Annotated in this window: 20 protein-coding genes; 12 read left to right on the forward strand and 8 right to left on the reverse strand. The window is 67.5% G+C overall.

Features of this window, described 5'->3' with window-relative positions; genetic code table 11:
- The first annotated feature begins 19 nt into the window (after positions 1–19).
- On the forward strand, positions 20–739 hold the full coding sequence (locus tag OHA70_RS11695; RefSeq protein WP_328331548.1) for an SDR family NAD(P)-dependent oxidoreductase: 720 nt from the start codon (positions 20–22) through the stop codon (positions 737–739).
- Positions 736–1,767, forward strand: coding sequence for an S-adenosylmethionine:tRNA ribosyltransferase-isomerase (locus OHA70_RS11700; protein ID WP_328331550.1), 1,032 nt, complete (start codon positions 736–738; stop codon positions 1,765–1,767). Before OHA70_RS11695 ends, OHA70_RS11700 begins: the two co-directional genes overlap by 4 nt.
- Here the strand turns inward: OHA70_RS11700 and OHA70_RS11705 are convergent.
- The 5 genes from OHA70_RS11705 to OHA70_RS11725 all read right to left on the reverse strand — a co-directional run bounded on the left by OHA70_RS11705 (position 1,745) and on the right by OHA70_RS11725 (position 6,466).
- Positions 1,745–1,897, reverse strand: coding sequence for a hypothetical protein (locus OHA70_RS11705; protein ID WP_328331552.1), 153 nt, complete (start codon positions 1,895–1,897; stop codon positions 1,745–1,747). The genes OHA70_RS11700 and OHA70_RS11705 overlap by 23 nt on opposite strands.
- A gap of 87 nt (positions 1,898–1,984) precedes the next feature.
- Positions 1,985–2,617 (reverse strand): TetR/AcrR family transcriptional regulator, encoded by a 633-nt coding sequence (locus tag OHA70_RS11710; RefSeq protein WP_328331554.1) that lies wholly within the window; start codon positions 2,615–2,617, stop codon positions 1,985–1,987.
- A 64-nt stretch (positions 2,618–2,681) separates the two neighbouring features.
- On the reverse strand, positions 2,682–3,452 hold the full coding sequence (locus OHA70_RS11715) for a sugar phosphate isomerase/epimerase family protein (RefSeq protein WP_328331555.1): 771 nt from the start codon (positions 3,450–3,452) through the stop codon (positions 2,682–2,684).
- A gap of 4 nt (positions 3,453–3,456) precedes the next feature.
- A complete protein-coding gene (locus OHA70_RS11720) occupies positions 3,457–5,532 on the reverse strand; it encodes a DUF4328 domain-containing protein (protein ID WP_328331557.1) in 2,076 nt (691 codons plus the stop codon).
- A 205-nt stretch (positions 5,533–5,737) separates the two neighbouring features.
- Positions 5,738–6,466, reverse strand: a complete 729-nt coding sequence (locus OHA70_RS11725) for a DUF4328 domain-containing protein (RefSeq protein ID WP_328331559.1) — start codon at positions 6,464–6,466, stop codon at positions 5,738–5,740.
- 156 nt (positions 6,467–6,622) lie between these two features.
- Here OHA70_RS11725 and OHA70_RS11730 point away from each other — a divergent pair, with 156 nt between their 5' ends.
- Entirely contained in the window at positions 6,623–7,102 is a 480-nt protein-coding gene (locus OHA70_RS11730; RefSeq protein WP_328331561.1) for a methylated-DNA--[protein]-cysteine S-methyltransferase, read from the forward strand.
- Between the two features lie 165 nt (positions 7,103–7,267).
- On the forward strand, positions 7,268–7,591 hold the full coding sequence (locus OHA70_RS11735; protein ID WP_328331563.1) for a hypothetical protein: 324 nt from the start codon (positions 7,268–7,270) through the stop codon (positions 7,589–7,591).
- A 120-nt stretch (positions 7,592–7,711) separates the two neighbouring features.
- Here OHA70_RS11735 and OHA70_RS11740 read toward each other — a convergent pair whose 3' ends face one another.
- Entirely contained in the window at positions 7,712–8,455 is a 744-nt protein-coding gene (locus OHA70_RS11740) for a hypothetical protein (RefSeq protein WP_442913883.1), read from the reverse strand.
- 174 nt (positions 8,456–8,629) lie between these two features.
- Here OHA70_RS11740 and OHA70_RS11745 point away from each other — a divergent pair, with 174 nt between their 5' ends.
- Positions 8,630–9,187 carry a peptidylprolyl isomerase gene (locus OHA70_RS11745; RefSeq protein ID WP_328331567.1) on the forward strand — a complete coding sequence of 186 codons (558 nt, stop codon included), beginning with the start codon at positions 8,630–8,632 and terminating at the stop codon, positions 9,185–9,187.
- A gap of 67 nt (positions 9,188–9,254) precedes the next feature.
- Entirely contained in the window at positions 9,255–9,995 is a 741-nt protein-coding gene (locus OHA70_RS11750; protein ID WP_328331569.1) for a rhomboid family intramembrane serine protease, read from the forward strand.
- A 58-nt stretch (positions 9,996–10,053) separates the two neighbouring features.
- On the opposite strand, the gene OHA70_RS11755 is transcribed toward OHA70_RS11750, so the two are convergent.
- A complete protein-coding gene (locus tag OHA70_RS11755) occupies positions 10,054–10,749 on the reverse strand; it encodes a TetR/AcrR family transcriptional regulator (protein WP_328331571.1) in 696 nt (231 codons plus the stop codon).
- A gap of 104 nt (positions 10,750–10,853) precedes the next feature.
- On the opposite strand from OHA70_RS11755, the gene OHA70_RS11760 reads away from it, so the two are divergent.
- Both OHA70_RS11760 and OHA70_RS11765 read left to right on the forward strand, forming a co-directional pair.
- On the forward strand, positions 10,854–12,002 hold the full coding sequence (locus tag OHA70_RS11760) for an FAD-dependent oxidoreductase (protein ID WP_328331573.1): 1,149 nt from the start codon (positions 10,854–10,856) through the stop codon (positions 12,000–12,002).
- 99 nt (positions 12,003–12,101) lie between these two features.
- A complete protein-coding gene (locus tag OHA70_RS11765) occupies positions 12,102–13,766 on the forward strand; it encodes a M14 family metallopeptidase (protein WP_328331575.1) in 1,665 nt (554 codons plus the stop codon).
- Between the two features lie 26 nt (positions 13,767–13,792).
- Here the strand turns inward: OHA70_RS11765 and OHA70_RS11770 are convergent, their stop codons facing one another.
- Positions 13,793–14,800, reverse strand: a complete 1,008-nt coding sequence (locus OHA70_RS11770) for a LacI family DNA-binding transcriptional regulator (RefSeq protein ID WP_328331576.1) — start codon at positions 14,798–14,800, stop codon at positions 13,793–13,795.
- 125 nt (positions 14,801–14,925) lie between these two features.
- Here OHA70_RS11770 and arfA point away from each other — a divergent pair, with 125 nt between their 5' ends.
- Genes arfA through OHA70_RS11790 form a run of 4 tightly spaced genes read left to right on the forward strand, consistent with a single transcriptional unit; the run spans position 14,926 to position 19,455 of the window.
- Positions 14,926–16,428: an arabinosylfuranosidase ArfA gene (gene arfA, locus OHA70_RS11775; RefSeq protein ID WP_328331578.1), complete on the forward strand. Its 1,503-nt coding sequence runs from the start codon at positions 14,926–14,928 to the stop codon at positions 16,426–16,428.
- Entirely contained in the window at positions 16,425–17,753 is a 1,329-nt protein-coding gene (locus tag OHA70_RS11780; RefSeq protein WP_328331580.1) for an ABC transporter substrate-binding protein, read from the forward strand. The genes arfA and OHA70_RS11780 overlap by 4 nt, the downstream gene beginning before the upstream one ends.
- On the forward strand, positions 17,750–18,631 hold the full coding sequence (locus OHA70_RS11785) for a carbohydrate ABC transporter permease (RefSeq protein ID WP_328331582.1): 882 nt from the start codon (positions 17,750–17,752) through the stop codon (positions 18,629–18,631). Before OHA70_RS11780 ends, OHA70_RS11785 begins: the two co-directional genes overlap by 4 nt.
- The gene (locus tag OHA70_RS11790) at positions 18,628–19,455 is read left to right on the forward strand and encodes a carbohydrate ABC transporter permease (RefSeq protein ID WP_328331584.1); all 828 of its coding nucleotides are present in this window, start codon (positions 18,628–18,630) and stop codon (positions 19,453–19,455) included. Before OHA70_RS11785 ends, OHA70_RS11790 begins: the two co-directional genes overlap by 4 nt.
- Positions 19,456–19,470 lie beyond the last annotated feature (15 nt).

The raw sequence follows: 19,470 nt of genomic DNA on the forward strand, positions 1-19,470 counted from the left end.
AGGTATGAGGGTGACGGGCATGACGAACCAATCTCTGACACGTCCTGTTGCTCTCATCACCGGCGCCAGCGCGGGGCTCGGCCTCGCGCTGGCGCACGGTCTGGCCGACCGTGGCTGGGCCCTGATCATCAACGCCCGGGGCGCGGATGCGCTCAAGAACGCGGCCGACGTGCTGGCCGCGAAGACCGACGTCGTGCCGCTGGCCGGTGACGTCACCGACGCCGAGCACCGGGCCGACCTGGTCGATGCCGTCGGTGAACTCGGCCGGCTCGACCTGCTGGTCAACAACGCGAGCTACCTCGGCGCGAGTCCGCTGCAGCGGTTCGCCGGTACCGATCTCGACGAGCTGCGGCGCGTCTACGACGTCGATGTGATCGCGCCGATCGCGTTGAGCCAGGCGCTGCTGCCGGATCTGGCTGCGTCCGCCGGGATCGTGATCAACATCAGCTCTGACGCCGCGGTGGAGGCATACGAGGGGTGGGGCGGCTACGGGTCGGCCAAGGCGGCGCTGGATCACGCGAGTGCTGTACTCGCTGCGGAGCAGCCGGGGCTGGCTGTGTACGCGGTGGATCCGGGTGACCTTCGGACGGCGATGCACCAGGCGGCCTTTCCCGGGGAAGACATTTCTGATCGGGCCGAGCCTGCGAGCGTCGTACCGGCGTTTCTGCAGTTGCTGGACAGTCGACCGGCCAGCGGTCGCTACCGCGCGGCCGAATTCGCGCCGGCGGTCACGTCGTGAGAGTCCATCCACAGACCAGGTTCACGCTGCCCGACGAGCTGAACGCGGTCGAACCACCGGAGGCACGCGGGCTGGCCAGGGACCAGGTGAAGCTGTTGGTCGCGGAGGGGTCGACCGTCACGCACACGAGGTTCGATCGGATCGGCGAGCACCTGCGGCCCGGCGATCTGTTGCTGGTCAACACCTCGGGGACGCTGGGCGCCGCAGTGGACGGTACTTGGATCACTGGCTCGGGTGTCGCTCCTGTGGTCGTGCACTTCTCAACTGAGCTCGACGACGGCAACTGGGTGGTCGAGCTGCGCAACGGCGGCCTGCCGATGTTCGGTGGTTCGGCAGGCGATCGGGTGGAGTTGCCGGAGGGAGTACTGACGCTGCTGGAGCCGTACGAGCCAAGCAGTCTGCGGTTGTGGAAGGCCAAGCCGCCGGTGGCAGACGTCGTCAACTACCTATGGAGGAACGGGCGGCCGATCACCTACAAGTACGTCGGCAAGCAGTGGCCGCTCGCGCTGTACCAGACGGTGTTCGCGAATCAGCCGGGCTCAGCGGAGATGCCTAGCGCGGGCAGGCCGTTCAGCTTCGAGCTGGTGAGTCAGCTGGCGGCTGCCGGCGTACTGATCGCTCCGATCCTGCTGCATTGCGGAGTGTCGTCGCTGGAGAGCCATGAGCTGCCACTGCCCGAGCGGTACGAGGTAACTGACCACACTGCGAACCTGGTGAATTGGGTGAAGGCCAACGGCAGCCGGGTGATCGCAGTCGGCACTACCGCGGTGCGCGCGATCGAGTCGGCGGCCCAGGCTGACCGTGTGGTCGCAGCGAAGGGCTGGACCGACCTGGTGCTCGGGCCTGACCATCCGGCGCGTGTTGTCGATGGGCTCATCACAGGAATGCACGCGCCGGAGGCTTCACATCTGTTGTTGCTGGAATCGGTGGTCGGGGGCGACGTCGTGCAGCGTGCTTACGACGCCGCCCTCGAACACTCTTACCTGTGGCACGAATTCGGTGACGTCAGTCTTTTGCTCCGTCGGTGACCTCGACGGCCACCTCGGCTTCGGCCGGTTCGATGGTCTCGAACTCGGCCGTGGTCACTGGAGGTCCGGCCGGCCCCGGGGTGGCTTCGTTACCCGGCCGGGCCCGCTTGTCGACCGCCCGCGGGCTCACCGCGGCCACCACCTGATGTCGGTACGCATCATGAATGTCCTTACCTTGCAAGGTCCCCCGTTGGGACTTCACTCCTTTGACGAGTGATCAGTGCCCAACGTCATGCGCCGACGCGAAATTGTGGCCTAGCCCTTTATTAGTTCGCCTTTCAACCGTTGCCGGCCGGGCACCACATCCGTGCAGAAAGGTGTGGACGCCGCTGGTGACCGTTGCGCGGATCTCCGCTGAGGAGTCGGAGATCAGGAGGCAGAAGTGCAACGCTGCCTGCATCGGGTCCTCGAAGTCGAGCAGGCCGTCGTCGGCAAGGGTGTTGAAGCGGTCGGCCAGCACGCGGCGAACCGTCAGGGTCTGCTGCCAGGCGTCGATCGCCCCGTCGGGGAGGTGGCCGGCCTCGGCGTTGACCTGCCGGACCAATGCGGCGTGATCGGCGTAGTCCGGCATCGGAGTCCGCCAGGCGATCCCGAACTCGACCAGGTCCGCCTCGAGATCGGTGATCCTGCGCAGGTACCGGTCGACAATCTCCAGTCGCGCACTGGTGACCCGCTCGGCGCTGTCCTGGATCACCGCATGAAACAAGCCGGCCTTGTCCTGGAAGTGGTTGTAGATCGTCCGCGTCGAGACCTTCGCCTCCGCGGCGATCACGTCGATGCTCGCCCGGGCGTAGCCGTCCCGCGCGAACACGGTCAGCCCGCCCGCAAGCACCGCTTGCCGCTTGTCCATGGGAGTCAGCCTCTGGTCGGTACAACGCTCGTTGTACAACTACAACGAGCGTTGCACCTCCGGGTCATGACAACCAGGTCAGCGTTGCCGGTAGGGCCTCGGCCAGTGGTGGCAGGTGCGGGTGCCACTTCAGCTCCCATTCGAGGGAGAGCCAGTAGTCGGTGCCTTTGAGGGTCTGCAGAAGGTCGGCGATCGGGTAGTCACCGGCGCCGATCGGTACCGGCTTGTAGTCCTGGGTGGAGTCTTCGTCCTTGATCTGGATGAAGTCGATCCAGGGTTTCAGCAGGTCGTACGCCTCGGCAGGGGTCTCGCCGCGGCTCCAGGTGTGGGCGCTGTCCCAGAGCACCTTCACGTTGTGGCTGGGTGCTTCGGCGTCCAGCAGCCGGCAGAGCTGGGCCATCTTTTGTCCGGCCGAATGCGAGTCGTGCGTCTCCAGCAGGATCCGGGAGTCCTTCGGGGCGGACGTCACCCGGTCCAGCGCGCGGATCTCGCCTGGGGTCGGACCCTCTGCGAGGTGCTCCGCTGGGTCATCGCCTGGGAAGACGCGGACACCGCGGGCACCGAGGTCGGCGGCCAGTTCGAGATGCGCCTCGAGCGGTTGCTCCTCGACCGCGCAGAGTTTCACGTAGCTGTTGACGGCGAGGATCTCCAGCCCGGCGTCCTCGATCCGGGTCCGCAGCGCGCGGCGCTCGGCCGGGGTCAGTCCGAGGTGGGTGAACTCGTCGTCGGCCGTCCGCAGCTCCAGCCCGGCAATGTTGTTGCGTTTGGCAAGCTCCAGGACGTGGTCCAGGGGCTCGCCGGGACAGCCGAGGGTGGAGAAACCGAGCGGGAACACTCGGTCAGACCCAGCGACGGCGCGGGTGGGTGCGGGGAGCGGTGGTCTCCGAGTCGTCCTTCTCCGGAGCGGCCGGAGTGGTCGGAGCAGCCGGGGTGGTCGGCTCGGCCGGGGCCTCGTACGAGTACGGGGACGACTGGTAGTCCGTCGCCGGCTGGTCGGAGTAGCTGGTGCTGTAGTCCGAGGTGTACTCGCTGGAGTAGTTCTCCTGCGGGTAGGTCGGGCTGTAGGAGCTGTCGTAGCTCGTGCTGTAGTCGTCGGTGGCCGGTGCCGTGTAGGGGGTCTCCGGGGCCGGCGTGTACGAGTCGTAGCCGGTGTTCGAGCTGTACGTGTCGTACGAGGATTCCGACGAGTAGCTGTCGTAGCTCGGGTTGCTGCTGTAGTCCGAGGTGTACGTCGGCTCGGGCGTCGTCGGCTCGGTGTACGACGAATAGTTCGACGAGTACTCCGAGGTGTAGGACGTCTCGTACTCCGGGGTGGCCACCGGGGCCGCCGGCTCTTCGTACGGCGCGTAGGTCGGGTCAGGCGTGTAGGTCGGAGCGGTGTAGCTGGTCTCCGGCGTGTACGACGGCTCGGGACCGTACGACGGGACGGTCGGCAGCGGCTTCGACGGCGTGAGGTAGTCGTCCTGCGCCGGCAGCGACGGCGCCTGCTGGTAGTAGCTGTCCGAAGCCGGTACTGCGGCCTGAACCGTCGACGGGCTGTCAACCGCGACCCGAGCGGCCCTGCGACCAGCGCGCGCAACAGGCGCGGGCTCAGGCTCGGGTGCGGGCTCCGTGGAGGTCAGGTAGTCAGAGGTGGTGCTGCTGCTCTCGTACGAGTAGGGCTCGGAGTACGAGCTGGCCCAGGAGGGCTCCGACGGCTCAGTGGTGCGGGCGGCCGGCTGGTACGCGTACGGGTCGGGCTGGGCCGGCGGCGCGACGGTCTCGGCCTGCCAGCTCGGCAGCGGCGCGGAGGAGAGCAGGTCGTTGCTCGGCGTCGGGGGGTACGGGTTGGAGGGGCTCGACCAGGTCGGCGTCTCCAGACCGGAAGCGGTCTGCTGGTACGACGGCTGTGCCTCGATCACCTGGCCGGTGTCCTCGCGCCAGCTCTCGATCGGGCTGAACTGCTCGGTGGCCGGGCCTGCGTCCTCCCAGGACGGCGCGGCCGGGGCCTCGGCGGCCGGGGCGAACGGGCTCCACTTCGGAGCCTCCTCGGCCGGCGGCGCACCGGCGGCGAGCGCCAGCGCGGGCTGACGGTCCAGCCGCGGTTGGGCGATCGGCTCGGCGATCGCGGGCTGCTCGGAGGTGTCGTCGTCGGCAGCGACCCGGTACGACGGGACGGCCACCAGCTTCGGCTCGCGCTGGTCCCACCAGGGCATCCATTCGCGGCTGGTCTGCATGCCGTTGATCTTGCGGATGATCAGCGTCGCGCCGGTGGCGGCGACGGCCGTCAGGATCAGCGACGCGGTACCGGCGAGGGCGATGCCGCGGAGCGAGCCGACGGTCGCCTCCATCCACATCAGCGCCCGGCGGATCACCACGTCGAACACGAGAGCGCCGACCCAGGCTACCCACCACACGTTCGTGAGGAGAGGCTTCCTGAGCCGGCGCAGGTCGTCGGCGTACACAGGAGTCTTCGGATCGCTGGCCAGCCAGATGTCGTCGACGATCTGTTTCGGGTAGATCAGGTTCGGGCCGGGGACGAACCAGCTGGCCAGCACCCAGCCGTGGCTGCGGCGGTGGTCCGCCTGGCAGAAGACCTCGGAGTTGACCCGCACTCGCCACAGCCAGATCACGAAGACCACGGCGGCGGCGACGGAGATGATGACGTTCGGGATCGAGGTGATCCGGGAGATCGCGTCGGCGCGGTTCAGATCCGCGTCGTCGACGTTCGGGCCGCCACCGAGGTAGCCGTTGACCACGCCGTAGGTGTTCCAGTCGGACCACGTACACAGCAGATGAGTGACCGTTGAGGCGCCGAGCAGACCGATCGCGATCTTCCCGACCGTACCGACCTGCTGGAACTCTTCGGCGGCATGTGGCTGCCACTCATCTTTTGCTTCAACAGCAGAAAGAACTGCTCGTTGCGGGTGGCTCACGTCTTGCGTCCCTCGCGTTGCTGGAACTCCGTCTGTTCGGCGTTTCGATCGTGTCCTGCCCCCGCGTGACCGAGCCACATTGATACCACGAAGTAAGTACGCCTGTGGAGTCGATGCCAGCACGGAGGGTATCGACTTAACGCGCTCTTTTCGTACGCCCATCACCACTTGTAACGACGTACTCCACGGTCTGTAACGGTTTGGTTTACAGAGCAGGAGGTTGGTAGCCCCGATCGACCGGATATCCGGCCTGGTCCTGGGCCCACCACGGCGTCCACGGCCGGCGCAGCTGGAGTTCGTTGATGCGCTGAACCAACATCACTGCGAGTACTGCCGCGGCGGTTGTGCTGATCGCGGAAATGCCGGACATCACAGCATTCGTCCGAAGTTCGGAGAGTTGCGGGGCGCCGTTCAGCACGCTGCGCTGGGCGACGTTGTCGAGGACCAGCCCGACCACCCAGGTCAGCCACCAGGCCCAGACCAGCCGGGTGCCGGGGATACCGCGCAGCGACTCGATCCCGGTCGGCGTCCGCGGGTCGCTGGCCGCCACGATGTCGTCGACCACCTGCTTGGGGTACCAGAGGTTCACCACCGGGCAGATCCAGCTGCCGAGCACCCAGCCGCGAGTGAACCGGTGCTCGCCGCGGCAGAACATCTCCGCGTTCCAGCGGACCCGCCAGAGCCAGACGATGAAGACCGCCGCGGCCGCGAACAGGGCGATCGCGGCGACGATGCCGAGCGAGCCGGAGATCAGGTCGGCCCGGGCGAACTTGTCGTCGTTGCCTGGATAACGCTCGAGGGTGCGGAAGGAGTACCAGTCGGACCACGCGGTGGCCCAGCCGAGCACGGTGACAACGCCGATCAGTACGGAGGCGGCCAGGCCCATCGCCTCCTCGGAGCTGAACCATCGGTCCATCGGCGGCTGACCGGTCATGTACACCTCCTCGGGCAGGCTGGCAACGGCGAGGCATCAGAAATAGCACACAGACAGTGATCGTCCGCGAACCTTGTGTGCGGCACCGGCAGGTGTCGTTGCGCGGTAGCGGCCGCGGCCTGCCATAGTGTCGGTCCTTGGGTGGACCATAGGACTATGCGCTGGTCCGTGTTCGATTCGCCCATCGGTGAGCTGTCCGTCGCCGTTGACGACCACGGCCTGTGCCGGTTGCGGTTCGGCGCCATCGAGCTCGGGCCGGACCGGGCCCGCGACGAGCTGCTGATCGCTGCCGAGGAGCAACTGAAGGCGTACTTCGCCGGCGAGCTGACCGAGTTCGACCTGCCGCTGTCGGTGCGCGGCGGGTCGCAGTTCGAGCGCGCTGTCTGGGAGCGGCTGAAGCAGATTCCGTACGGCGAGATGGAGACGTACGGCGAGGTCGCCAAGGCCGTTGGCGACGCGGGGGCAGCGCGGGCCGTCGGGGTCGCCTGCAACCGCAACCCGATCGCGGTGATCGTGCCCTGCCACCGGGTCGTCGGGGCCGGCGGCAAGATGGTCGGCTTCGGCGGTGGCATCCCGCTGAAGCGGCACCTGCTCGAACTCGAAGCACGGATCACACTCGAAACGCGCTGGCTCTGAACACTCAGTGAAGAAGTTGCAGATGAAGCGTAAAGAAGTTTCCGCCGTGCCGTTGCGATGACAGGTATCGGTCAGCCAAGCGCTAATGTCGCGGTGTGCGATCACACTGACACAGTTCGATCACACGTTTGACTGGTTCCGCCCCGACCTGCCCGGAGACGATGAATGACGCAGCCCAGCTCGGCGCCGCATGACGACCTGAGCCAGTTGATGGACAAGAGCGCCGAAGAGTGGTCCGCGCCGGAGATCCAGGACGCGGCCAGAACGGCCCTTCAGATGCATGCACCGGATCGTGAGCCGCTGACCTGGATCAAACGGTTCGGCGTACTGCCCTGGCTGCACCGCAACGACGCCGTCTGCCGCGAGTGCGGCGGCAGCTACCCCTGCATCACCCACCGCTACGCGACCCAGCTGCTCTCGGCCGGCCGGATCTCCACCACCCGCCCCGACCGCTCCGACGGCGAACCCGCGGACGAGACCCTGAACTGACCGGTCCTGGCTGACCGGCGCTGAACCGGCCGGCGTTCATCTGACCGGCCGCTGAACTGACGAAGGCCGCGACCTCCACCTGGGGGTCGCGGCCTTCGCCGTTGCGGTGTCGAGGGTGGCTCAGGAGTCGGTCGGCTTGGTGTCGGTCGACTTGCGCGGAGTGGCAGCCTTCTTCGCGGCACCGTTGGAGGAGGCCTTCGCGGCTTCCTCGGTCTCGGCCTTCGCGTCCTCGGTCTTGCCGTTGGCGGACGGAGCGTCCGTCTTGGCTTCAGCCTTCGGCGCGGCGGCCGCAGGCTTGTCGGCGGCCGGGCGCGACGTCGTACCGGCCGGGGCCGAGCTGTAGTCGCGGCCGCTGGTCGGGGTCGACTGCCAAGCCGGCTCCGGCGGGGTGAGCAGCTTCTTCACTGCCGCGGCGGCGAGTGCCCCGAAGCCGAGGAACAGCACCACCTTGCGCAGCTTGTGGCTCTTCTTCGGGACGTCGATCTCGCCCTTGAGCGCGGCCTTGGTGGCCTTGCCCCGGCGCGAGCTCTCCTCGATGACCGGCTCGGCCGCGGCGGCAAGCGTCGCAAGCGCGGCGGTCACCTTCGGCAGGACGTCGTCGTTGAACCGCTCGCGGGCCCGCTCAGCAGCGTGCTCGGTGGCCGGTCCAACCTTGCTCAGAGCGTCGTCGATGACCGGTCCGGCCTTCTCCACCGCGGCGTGCGCGACGGCGGCACCACGCTCGACCGCCTTCTCGGCGTACGGCGACACTCGCTCCCGTGCGCTGCCCACACTGTCCCGTGCGGTGCCCACGGCCGACTCGGCCAGCGGTCGGACCTTGTCCTTCGCGGTCTCGACCCGGCCCTTGGACTTCAACAAACCCACGGTTCCTCCATGGACGCTTTCGATTCGACTTCTGGACAGATCCGGCTTTGTTTGCATCGTACGACGTACCCAGCCGATAAACCCCTCGGCCACACCCTGAGATGCCCCTGGGCACGTCGATGCGGCCCGGACTTGTGGCCCATGACAGGATCGATGCCGTAAGCCGTAACCCCGATGAGGAGTATTCCCGTGGCCGAAGAACTGTTCGCGACGCTGCAGACGACGAAGGGCGACGTCGTCATCAAGCTGTTCCCCGATCACGCGCCCAAGACGGTGCAGAACTTCGTCGGCCTCGCCGAGGGCACCAAGGAGTGGACCGACCCGACGACGGGGCAGGCCAGCACCGCCCGCTTCTACGACGGCCTCGGTTTCCACCGGGTGATCGACGGATTCATGATCCAGGGTGGCTGCCCGCTCGGCACCGGCACCGGTTCGCCGGGCTACAGCTTCGACGACGAGATCCACCCCGAGCTGCAGTTCGACCGCCCGTACCTGCTGGCGATGGCGAACGCGGGCATCCAGTTCGGCAAGGGCACCAACGGGTCGCAGTTCTTCGTGACCGTGGTCCCGACCCCGCACCTGAACCGCAAGCACACCATCTTCGGCGAGGTCGTCGACGACGACTCGAAGAAGGTCGTCGACGCGATCGCGACCGCGGACACCACCGCGGGCGACCGGCCGACCGAGCCGATCGTGATCAACAGCGTCAAGATCGAGCGCAAGACCGTCTGATCCACCGCGGGCCGGCCACCTGACGGGCGGCCGGTCCGCACCTTTTCTGACTGTGGAGGACCAGGGCGTGACCGAGACCGTCTGCTACCGGCACCCGGATCGGCCCGCTGGGGTCCGCTGCCAGCGGTGCGACCGGCCGATCTGCCCGGCCTGTATGAACGACGCCTCCGTCGGCTTCCAGTGCCCGTCGTGTTTCAACGAGGGTGTGAAGTCGATCCCGCGCACCCGGACGTCGCTGGGCGGTGTCGCGCGCGGCAACAGCCCGTACGTGACCTGGACGATGATCGGGCTGAACGTGCTCGTCTTCATCGCCGTCCGCAGCGGCAGCCCGAAGCTGCTCAACGATCTCGTGATGGTCCCCGTGCTGGTGGAATCCGAGCCGTGGCGGCTGCTCACGTCGGCCTTCACCCATGTGGCGATCTTCCACATCTTCTCGAACCTGTTCATGCTCTGGCAGGTCGGTCCGATCCTCGAACAGATGATGGGCCAGGTCCGGTACGCCGTGCTGTACCTGCTGTCGGCGCTCGGTGGTGGGGTCGCGGTCTGGCTGCTCGGCTCCCCCGGCGGCGCGACGCTCGGTGCTTCCGGCGCGGTCCTCGGGCTGGTCGGCGCGCTGCTGGTGATCAGCAAGGCCCGCGGCATGGATGTCACCTGGATCATCGCGTACGTCGCGATCACGGCGGTCATCTCGTTCGCCGTCCCGAACATCTCGTGGGAGGGCCACCTCGGTGGCTTCGTCACCGGTGCCGCAGTCGCCTGGCTGTTCCTTCTGGACACCAAGCGCCGCCGCAGCAAAGTCAATCGCTAACCCTCCCGCCCCCTCATCCCTCCCCCCGGCCTGCCCCGCCATTTGAGGGGTTAACCCCTCAGATGGTGGTGGGTGGAGCCGTTAGGTAGCGGGTGATCGTCGGCCCCAGCCAGGCGACCGCTTCCTCGCGGGTCAGCGCGGCCACCGGCGGCAGGGCTAAGACATAGCGGCAGAGCGCGAAGCCGAGCGCTTGGGTGGCGACGAGGCCGGCGCGGGTTGCCGCGTTGGCGGTGGCCGACGAGACGGCGTGGCTGCCGTGCTCGGATCCGGGGCTTGGCGGGCCGGTGCGGCTTCTGCCGGACGGGGTGCTGAGGCTCATGATCGCTGGGCCCAGTTGGTCGGCGAAGAGTTGGCGCATGCGGTCGGCGGCGGCCTCGTTGGTGACGCTGGCTCGGAGTAGTGCCTTGAGGGACTCGTCGTCTTCCCAGCGGTCGAGGAAGTGGTTGGTGAGTGCTGCCCCGACCTCTTCCCGCGGGAGCTTGCTCAAGTCGGGCAACCGCAGGTCGAACTCCGCTGCCGCCGCGAACAGCTTCTCTTTGTTGCCGAAGTAGCGCATCACCATCGCGGGATCGATCGCCGCGTCCGCCGCGATCGCCCGGATCGTCGCCCGCTCATAGCCGTCCGCCGCGAACCGCTCCCGCGCCGCCGCCAGGATCACCGCCCGGGTCCGATCAGCCGACCGCTTGCCTGGCGCTGCGCCGCCCGAGCCGCCTTCGGCCGCCGCGGACTGCTGTTCGTCTGCCGTCTTGCTCATGGCGACACCGTAGGTCAACAGGTGTTGACTTGGCCAGTTCGGCGTGTCTACAGTGAAGTCAACAAGCGTTGGCCAACAGATGTTGACTTAGGAGGAGGGTCGGAATGATTCCGGAGCAGACCGAGGTGCTGGTGGTGGGTGCCGGGCCGGTGGGACTGGCGGTGGCCGTCTCGCTGGCCGGGCACGGCCGGCAGGTGACGGTCGTCGATCGACAGGCGGCGGGGGCAAACACCTCGCGCGCCTCAGTCGTGCACCCGCGGACGCTGGAGTTGCTGGAGCGGATCGGGGTCAGCGAGCGGCTGACCGAGCTCGGCATCCACGTCGAGCAGTTCAACATCGCCGACGGCGACCGGACACTCGTCCCGGTCCGCTTCGACAAGCTGCCGACCGAGTACCCGTACGTCCTGATGATCCCGCAGAACGTCACCGAGCAGGTGCTGCTCGACCGGCTGACTGAACTCGGTGGCACCGTCCACCGCCCGTACGTCGCAACCGGGCTGCGACAGAGCGCTGACGGAGCCGAGGTCACCCTGGAGTCCGGTGAGTTGATCAAGGCGCAGTACGTCGTGGCCGCCGACGGGATGAACAGCCGGATGCGCGACCTCGCCGGACTCGGCTTCGACGGAGCCGATGCGCTGCCGCTGAACTTCACCCTCGTGGATGTGCGCGTCGAGAGCGGGCTGCCGGCCGACGAAGTACTCCTGTACTTCTCCAGGCCCGGCATGTTGGTGGCGGCTCCGTTGCCCGATGGCACGTTCCGGCTCGTGGCTGAGGTGGAGGAGGCGCCGGAGCGCCCGGATGTCGCCTATGCCCAGCGGCTCCTCAACGCGCGCGGCCCGCAGGAGCGGACCGCGAGGGTGACGGAGGTGGTCTGGGGTTCACGCTTCCGGATCCACGAGCGGGTGGCCGACCGATACCGCGAAGGCCGGGTCGTACTGGCCGGCGATGCCGCCCACACCCACAGCCCAGCAGGCGGCCAAGGCATGAACCTCGGCCTCCGTGACGCAGTCGTCCTCGGCGACGCGCTGGCGGACGCCCTGACCGCCGGCGACGAGACCAAGCTCGACGAGTACGCGAAGGCCAGCCGCGAAGAAGCAGTCCGAGTGGTAGCCCTCGCACACCGACTCACCCGCCTGGCGACAGCGCCGACCGCGCTCAGGCCGGCGCGCAACGCAGGACTTCACTTCCTTTCACGTCTGCCTGCTTTCCGTCGCACCCTCGCCGAGCAGCTGTCGGCCGTCGGTCATCGCTGAGGGTTTCCCCGCACAGTTGGCGGAACTGCTTCCACCTGAACCGCTCCGCGCCCTACCCTCCAGTTACCCATTGCAACAACCTCACTACTGGAGGTCACCGTGTTCCATCCCGCCCGATGGCACCGACTTGTCCCCCTCGCGATCGCGGCCGCCGTCGTGGTCGGTGCCGGCAGCCAGGTCCAGGCTGTCGCGCCACCCGACCGCAAGGTGCAGGCCTACGAGAAGGCCGAGCTGATCCAGCTGCTCCGGATCGACACCCCGACCCTGGCCGACCGCAAGCGGCTGACCACGCTGGATCTCGACCTGGCCGAGTCGGCGGGCAAGAACTACGTCGACGTGGTTGCCTATGGCAACCAGGATCGGCGGCTGCTGAAACTGGCCGGCTTCACCTGGTCGGTGATCGAGGACGACCTGGTCGGCGCCGACCAGGAACGCGAGCGCGCCGACGCGGCGTACGCGAAGGCGGTGAAGACGCGGGCCATCCTGGCCACCCTGCCGAGCGGGCGGACGGCGTACCGGACGCTGGCCGACTACACCAACGACCTGGCGGCGCTGGCGTCGCAGTACCCGACGAAGGTCAAGCAGATCACGCTGAAGAACACTTCGCTCGAAGGCCGCACGATTCGCGGCATCGAGATCAGCCGGGACGTGAACGTCAGCAACGGCAAGCCGGTGTTCATGATGATGGGCCTGCACCACGCGCGGGAGTGGCCGTCGGGTGAGTTGACGATGGAGTTCGCGTACGACCTGCTGAAGAACGACGGTGTGGTGCCGCGGATCACCAGCATCCTGGACAAGGCGCGGGTCGTCATCGTCCCGGTGGTGAACCCAGACGGCTTCAACCTCAGCCGCACCCTCGGCTACGAGATGAAGCGGAAGAACTGCCGCGTCACCAACGGCCAGATCCCGACCACCGGCCAGTGCGCGCAGTCGTCCAACCAGTCGCGCGGTACGGACCTCAACCGCAACTACGCCGGCTTCTGGGGCGGCCCGGGCGCGTCCACCAGCCTGACCTCGGAGACGTACCGCGGCGCGAGCGCCTTCAGCGAGCCGGAATCGCGCAACATCCAGGCACTCGTCTCGTCGTACCAGGCGACCACGCTGATCACGAACCACACCTACTCCAACCTCGTACTCCGTGAGCCCGGGTATGCCGGTGCCGGCAACACCCCGGACGAGGCGCTCTACAAGTCGCTGGGCGACCAGATGGCGGCCCAGAACGGCTACGACAGCCAGTTCGGCTACGAGCTCTACGACACGACCGGTACCACCGAAGACTGGTCGTACTACGCGACGGGCGGACTCGGGTTCACCTTCGAGCACGGTACGAGCAGCTTCCACCCGGCCTTCAGCAATGTCGTCAACTACTACTACGGCTCGGGAAGCACCGCAGGCAAGGGAAACCGCGAGGCCTACCTGATCGCCGCGGAGAGCACGATCAACCCGGCCCGGCACTCGATCATCACCGGTACCGGCCCGGCAGGCGCCGTCCTGCGGCTGAAGAAGTCGTTCAACACCAAGACCTGGAACGGCACCCTGATCCCCGACGTCCTCGACACCACGATGACCGTGCCTGCCGGAGGCACGTACACCTATCACGCCAACCCCTCGACCCGGCCGATCACTGCCCAGCAAGGCGGTACGGAGGCGTGGACGCTGACCTGTGAGCGCCCGACCGGTCAGGTGCTGGAGACCCGTCAGATCACCGTCGCCAGGGGTGCGTCTGCTACGGCGAACCTCACCACCTGCGCGGCGGCGTTCTAGCCACCCACCCCCCACCCCTTTTGCTTTTAGCTTTTGGTAGCTGTGCTTTCCCTGATCTGCAGTGTGTAGGGGACGGTGAGGTCGCGGCGGTCGACCTCACCGGTTCCCGCGATCCGGTCCAGCAGCAGTCCGACGGCGTTTTCCGCGAGCCACTCCTTGTCCGCCGAGATCGTGGTCAGCGACGGCGAGTGGTAGCGGCCGTCCTCGATGTCGTCGAAGCCAACGACCGCGACATCCCCAGGCACCGACAGTCCGGCGTCGGCCAGCGTCCGCAAGGCTCCGAGCGCGAGCAGATCGTTGAAGCAGAACACGGCATCCGGCGGCTCAGGCAGGGCGAGCAGCTCTCGCATCGACGCCGCTCCGTCCTCGCGGTGATACCCCGTACCGGCCAGCTCCAGCGTCGGATCGAGCGGCAGGCCCGCCGCCTTCAACGCCTTGCGGTACCCCTTCCGCCGTACTGCGCCGGTCCCCGCGCCGCCGCCGACCCCGATCGCGGCGATCCGGCGCCGGCCGATCGAGATCAGGTGCGTGGTCGCGTCGAAGGACGCCTGGACCGAGTCGACCGCGACGTGGTCGAGGGTGCCGCCGGCGTGCCGCTCACCGAGCAGGACCAGTGGTTTCGCGTTCGCGGCGAGCTCGATCTTGGCCGGCGCGGTGGTGATCGGCGAGAAGATGATGCCGTCGATCAGCTGCCCGCGCATGCCGTCGAGCACCAGTTTCTCGGCGGCCGGTTCGCCCTCGGTCTGGTCGATCAGCACGGTGATGCCGCGTTTCTTGGCCGCTCGGCTGATGGCGGCGCCGAGCTCAGCGAAGTACGGGGAGGCCATCTCCGGGATGGCCAGCGCGATGAAGTCCGAGCGGCCCTTGCGCAGCGAGCGGGCGCTCACGTTCGGGGTGTAGTCGAGGGCCTCGATCGCGGCCTCGACCTTGGCCCGGGTCTGCGCGGTGATGTGCGGGTAGTCGTTGATCACGTTGGAGACCGTCTTCACCGACACCCCGGCGCGCGCCGCCACGTCGCTCAGTCTGGTCGCCATCCGTCTTCCCTTCGCCCGCTTGTCGCCTGAGTGTGCCACGGCCATCTACAGCCAGCTCTTTACAGCGGATGTCAATCGTTGTAAAAACTCAGGTTAATCGTTGTAGAGATTTCTCTGGAGGATCTGTGGCGCGTCTTGCGGTCGACCCCGCGTTCGTAGTCGGTGCACTCGACCGGCGGCTGTTCGGCTCGTTCGTCGAGCACATGGGGCGGTGTGTCTACACCGGGATCTACGAGCCGGGGCATGCGACGGCTGACCCGGACGGGTTCCGGGAGGACGTGCTCGCGCTGGTGCGCGAGCTGGGCGTGACCGCGGTTCGCTACCCGGGCGGCAACTTCGTCTCCAACTACCGCTGGGAGGACGGCGTCGGCCCGAAGGACCAGCGGCCGCGCCGCCTCGACCTCGCCTGGCGCGCGGTCGAGCCGAACCAGTTCGGCACCGACGAGTTCGTCACCTGGTCCCGCAAGGCCGGCGTCGAGCCGATCTGGGCGGTCAACCTCGGTACCCGCGGTATCACCGAGGCGGTCGAGCTGCTCGAGTACTGCAACCTCCCAGCCGGTACTGCGACCGCCGACCGCCGCGTCGCCAACGGCACTCCCGAGCCGCACGGGATCAAGGTCTGGTGCCTGGGCAACGAAATGGACGGCCCCTGGCAGATCGGCCACAAGACCGCCGAGGAGTACGCCCGCCTCGCCGAGGAGACCGCGAACGCGATGCGCCGCGTCGACCCCGGCGTCGAGTTCGTCGCCTGTGGCTCGAGCAACCGGCACATGCCGACCTTCGGCGAGTGGGAACGCACCGTGCTGGAGCGGACGTACGACCTGGTCGAGCACATCAGCCTGCACGCGTACTACGAACCGAAGGACGGCGACCAGCAGAGCTTCCTCGCCGCCGCCGAGGACATGGACCGGTTCATCGACTCCGTCGTCGCCACCGCGGATCACGTGAAGGCGCTCAAGCGCAGCGACAAGGAGATCACCTTGTCGTTCGACGAATGGAACGTCTGGCGCCAGCAGGACTTCCCCGGCGAGCTCGGCCTGGACGTCCGCGAGGTCGGCCCGCTGATCGAGGACACCTACACGGTCGACGACGCGGTGGTCGTCGGCAGCCTGCTGATCACCCTGCTCCGGCACGCCGATCGGGTGAAGATCGCTTGCCTGGCGCAACTGGTCAACGTGATCGGCCCGATCCGGACCGAGCCGGACGGTCGCGCCTGGCGGCAGACGATCTTCCACCCGTTCGCGCTGACCGCGAAGTACGCGGGCTCGACGGTACTGCGCACAGCGGTGGCCGGCCCGGAGATCGACACCGCGGCGTACGGGCGGGTACCGGCGCTGTGGAGCACGGCGACGTACGAGGAGAGCACCGGCGAGGTGGTGCTCTTCGTGGTGAACCGGAGCGAGACGGACAAGGTCGATCTCGAAGTACCGGTACTGCCCGGGTTGCAGGTGGTCGAGCACGTGGCCCTGTACGACGGCGACCGGAGCGCGGTCAACACCGCCGAGGACCCCGACCGGGTGGTGCCGCGACGCATCGACGGCACCGAGGTCACCAACGACAGCTGTACGGCCACGCTGGCCCCTGCCTCGTGGCACATGATCAGGCTCTCCCCTGGAGGTACAAGGTGAACACCATCAACCGTCGAATGATGCTGGGCGGAATCGGCGCTCTGGGGGCGGCCGGCGTCCTGACAGCGTGCGGGTCCGGCTCGGCCGGAAAGCCCGGAGCGGCGCCCGCGGCCGGCGACGGCGGCGCGAAGGGGTACGACGGGCCGGCCGTCGAGCTCGATTTCTGGAACGGGTTCACCGGCGGCGACGGCCCGTTCATGCGCAAGATCGTCGACGCGTTCAACAGCGAGCACCCGAACATCAAGGTCAAGATGACCGTGATGCAGTGGGCCGACTACTACACCAAGCTGCCCACCGCGGTGAGCAGCGGCCGGGGTCCGGCGGTCGCGATCATGCACGTCGACTCGCTCGCCACCAACGCCGCCCGGAACGTGATCGAGCCGCTCGACGACGTCGCGAAGGCGCTGGACCTCAAGCAGGAGGACTTCGCCGATGTGGTCTGGAAGGCCGGCGAGTACAACGGCAAGCGGTACGGCATCCCGCTGGACATGCACCCGCTCGGCTTCTTCTACAACAAGACGCTGATGACCCAGGCGGGTCTGGACCCGGCCAAGCCGCCGGCCACCGCGGACGAGTACATGGCCGCCCTGGACGCCCTGAAGGGCAAGGGCATCCAGGGCCACTGGGCGACGCCGTTCCAGTTCACCGGCGTGATGAGCGTGCAGTCGCTGCTCTGGCAGTTCGGCGGCGAGTTGTTCAATGCGGACTCGAGCAAGACCACCTGGGCCGACGAGCCCGGCGTCAAAGCCCTGACCTGGTTCACCGATCTGGTGAAGAAGGGCTACAGCCCGAAGAACGTCGCGCAGGACGCCGACAACATCGCGGTGATGAACGGCAAGAACGCGTTCGTCTGGAACGGCATCTGGAACATCAACACCTTCAAGGAGAAGAAGGGCCTGGAATGGGGCGTCGCGGCCATTCCGAACATCGGCGGCAAGCCCGGCGCCTGGTCGGGCTCGCACCAGTTCTGCCTGCCGAAGCTGAAGACGCCGGACGCGAACAAGTCCACGGCCGCCCGGGTGTTCGTGAACTACGTCAGCCAGAAGTCGATCGAATGGGCTCGCGGCGGTCAGGTACCGGCGCGCAAGCAGGTCCGTGAGTCGGCCGAGTTCAAGGCGCTGCCGGAGCAGTCGATCCTCGCCACCCAGGTCAACGACCTGCACTTCCCGCCACCCGTGCCGGGCATCGGTGACGCGCTGGCCGAGCTCAACAAGGCGGTCAACGAGGCCGTCCTGCTCAAGACCGAGCCCGCCAAGGCGTTGTCGGACGCGGCCGGCCGCTCCGACAAGATCCTGGAGGCCAACCGCAAGAAGTACGGGGCATGAGGGGATACGGCCGGGCTACGCCGTACCTCTTCCTGGCGCCGTATCTCGCGCTGTTCCTGCTGTTCGTCGTCGGACCGGCCATCTTCGGCCTGTGGATGAGCCTGCACGACTGGGACTTCCAGTTGCCGGGCAAACCGTTCGTCGGGCTGCAGAACTACAAGGACCTGTTCGACACCCAGTCGACCACGGCCGAGCCGTTCTGGCACGGGATGCGGGCGACCGGGATCTTCACGCTCGCGTCGGTGCCGTTCCTGGTGACGTTGCCGCTCGGGCTGGCGGTCGTGCTCAACCGGCGGTTCCCCGGCCGGACGTTCTTCCGGGCGGTGTTCTTCGCTCCGTACGTGCTCGGGGTCGCGGTGGTCGGGCTGATGTTCCGGTACATCCTGGACACCAGCTTCGGCGTGCTGAACGCGTTCCTCGGGTTGTTCGGGATCGGCGAGATCGGCTGGACCACCGAGCAGCCCTGGGCGTTCGCGTCGCTGGTCGGGATGACGGTGTGGTGGACGATCGGCTTCAACGCGATCATCTACCTGGCCGGGCTGCAGGACATCCCGGCCGACCAGTACGAGGCCGCGGAACTGGACGGGGCCAACCGCTGGCAGGCGTTCCGCCACATCACCGTGCCGGGACTGCGGCCGGTCGTCACGTTCGTCGTCACGATCACGATCCTTGCCTCCGCCAACATGTTCGGTCAGGCCCTGCTGGTGACGCAGGGCGGTCCGGGTGACACCACCAGGACCGCTTTGATGGTGATCGCGGACACCGGCCTGGCGCAGTTCCGGATGGGGCAGGCGACCGCGATGAGCTACGTGCTGGCGGCCTGTCTGGCGATCGTCTCGCTGATCAACTTCGCGCTGCTGAGGGAGAAGAAGTCATGAGGCAGCGGAGGTCGCCCGGGTTCTGGGTGCTGATCGGCCTGCTGACGTTGGTGTTCGTCGCGCCCCTGCTGTGGATGTTGCTCACCTCGTTCAAGCCGATCGGCGAGTCCCAGCAGGCGCCGCCGACGATCATCCCGTCGGACCCGACCGGGCGTGCGTACGGCGAGGTTCTCACCACCGGCGGACAGAACCCGGTACTGCGCTGGTTCATCAACTCGCTCGTCGCGGCCACGCTGCATTCCGGGCTGGTCGTGCTGGTCGCGTCGATGGCCGGCTATGCGCTGGCCCGGATGGAGTTCCGCTTCAAGAAGCCGATCTTCGCCGTCATCCTGGCGACCCTGTTCGTCCCGGGCTTCGTCTTTCTGATGCCGAACTACCTGCTGATGGACAAGCTGGCCTGGCTGGACACGCTCTGGGCGCTCGTCGTCCCGGGCGCGGCCGGCGCCTTCGGGGTGTTCTTCATGCGGCAGTTCTTCCTCGCCCTGCCCAGGGAGCTCGAGGAGGTGGCGATGATCGACGGCGCGAACGCGTGGACGGTCTTCACCCGGATCATCCTGCCGAACGCGAAACCCGCGCTCGCCACGCTGACCGTGCTGTCCTTCCTGGCCAACTGGAACGACTTCATCTGGCCGCTCTACGTGCTCTTCTCGCCCGAGCGGCTGACCCTGCCGGCCGGGCTGAAGCTGCTGCAGGGCGCCTACACCACCGACTACCCGGTGATCCTGACCGGCGCGACCGTCGCGTCCGTGCCGGTCCTGATCCTCTACATCTTCGTCCAGCGCTACGTCATCGAAGGTGTCGCCCGCAGCGGCATCAAAGGCTAAGAGAGGAACCCGCCA

Origin of the sequence: Kribbella sp. NBC_00382, from assembly GCF_036067295.1 — a bacterium.
Taxonomy (GTDB): Bacteria; Actinomycetota; Actinomycetes; order Propionibacteriales; family Kribbellaceae; genus Kribbella.

Coding starts and splice junctions, on each gene's coding strand:
- OHA70_RS11770 (WP_328331576.1), bottom strand. CDS start 14,800: ATGGCGACCAGACTGAGCGACGTGGCGGCGCGCGCCGGGGTGTCGGTG.
- OHA70_RS11710 (WP_328331554.1), bottom strand. CDS start 2,617: ATGGACAAGCGGCAAGCGGTGCTTGCGGGCGGGCTGACCGTGTTCGCG.
- OHA70_RS11735 (WP_328331563.1), top strand. CDS start 7,268: ATGACGCAGCCCAGCTCGGCGCCGCATGACGACCTGAGCCAGTTGATG.
- OHA70_RS11725 (WP_328331559.1), bottom strand. CDS start 6,466: ATGACCGGTCAGCCGCCGATGGACCGATGGTTCAGCTCCGAGGAGGCG.
- OHA70_RS11760 (WP_328331573.1), top strand. CDS start 10,854: ATGATTCCGGAGCAGACCGAGGTGCTGGTGGTGGGTGCCGGGCCGGTG.
- OHA70_RS11790 (WP_328331584.1), top strand. CDS start 18,628: ATGAGGCAGCGGAGGTCGCCCGGGTTCTGGGTGCTGATCGGCCTGCTG.
- OHA70_RS11785 (WP_328331582.1), top strand. CDS start 17,750: ATGAGGGGATACGGCCGGGCTACGCCGTACCTCTTCCTGGCGCCGTAT.
- OHA70_RS11755 (WP_328331571.1), bottom strand. CDS start 10,749: ATGAGCAAGACGGCAGACGAACAGCAGTCCGCGGCGGCCGAAGGCGGC.
- OHA70_RS11745 (WP_328331567.1), top strand. CDS start 8,630: ATGAGGAGTATTCCCGTGGCCGAAGAACTGTTCGCGACGCTGCAGACG.
- OHA70_RS11730 (WP_328331561.1), top strand. CDS start 6,623: ATGCGCTGGTCCGTGTTCGATTCGCCCATCGGTGAGCTGTCCGTCGCC.
- OHA70_RS11695 (WP_328331548.1), top strand. CDS start 20: ATGACGAACCAATCTCTGACACGTCCTGTTGCTCTCATCACCGGCGCC.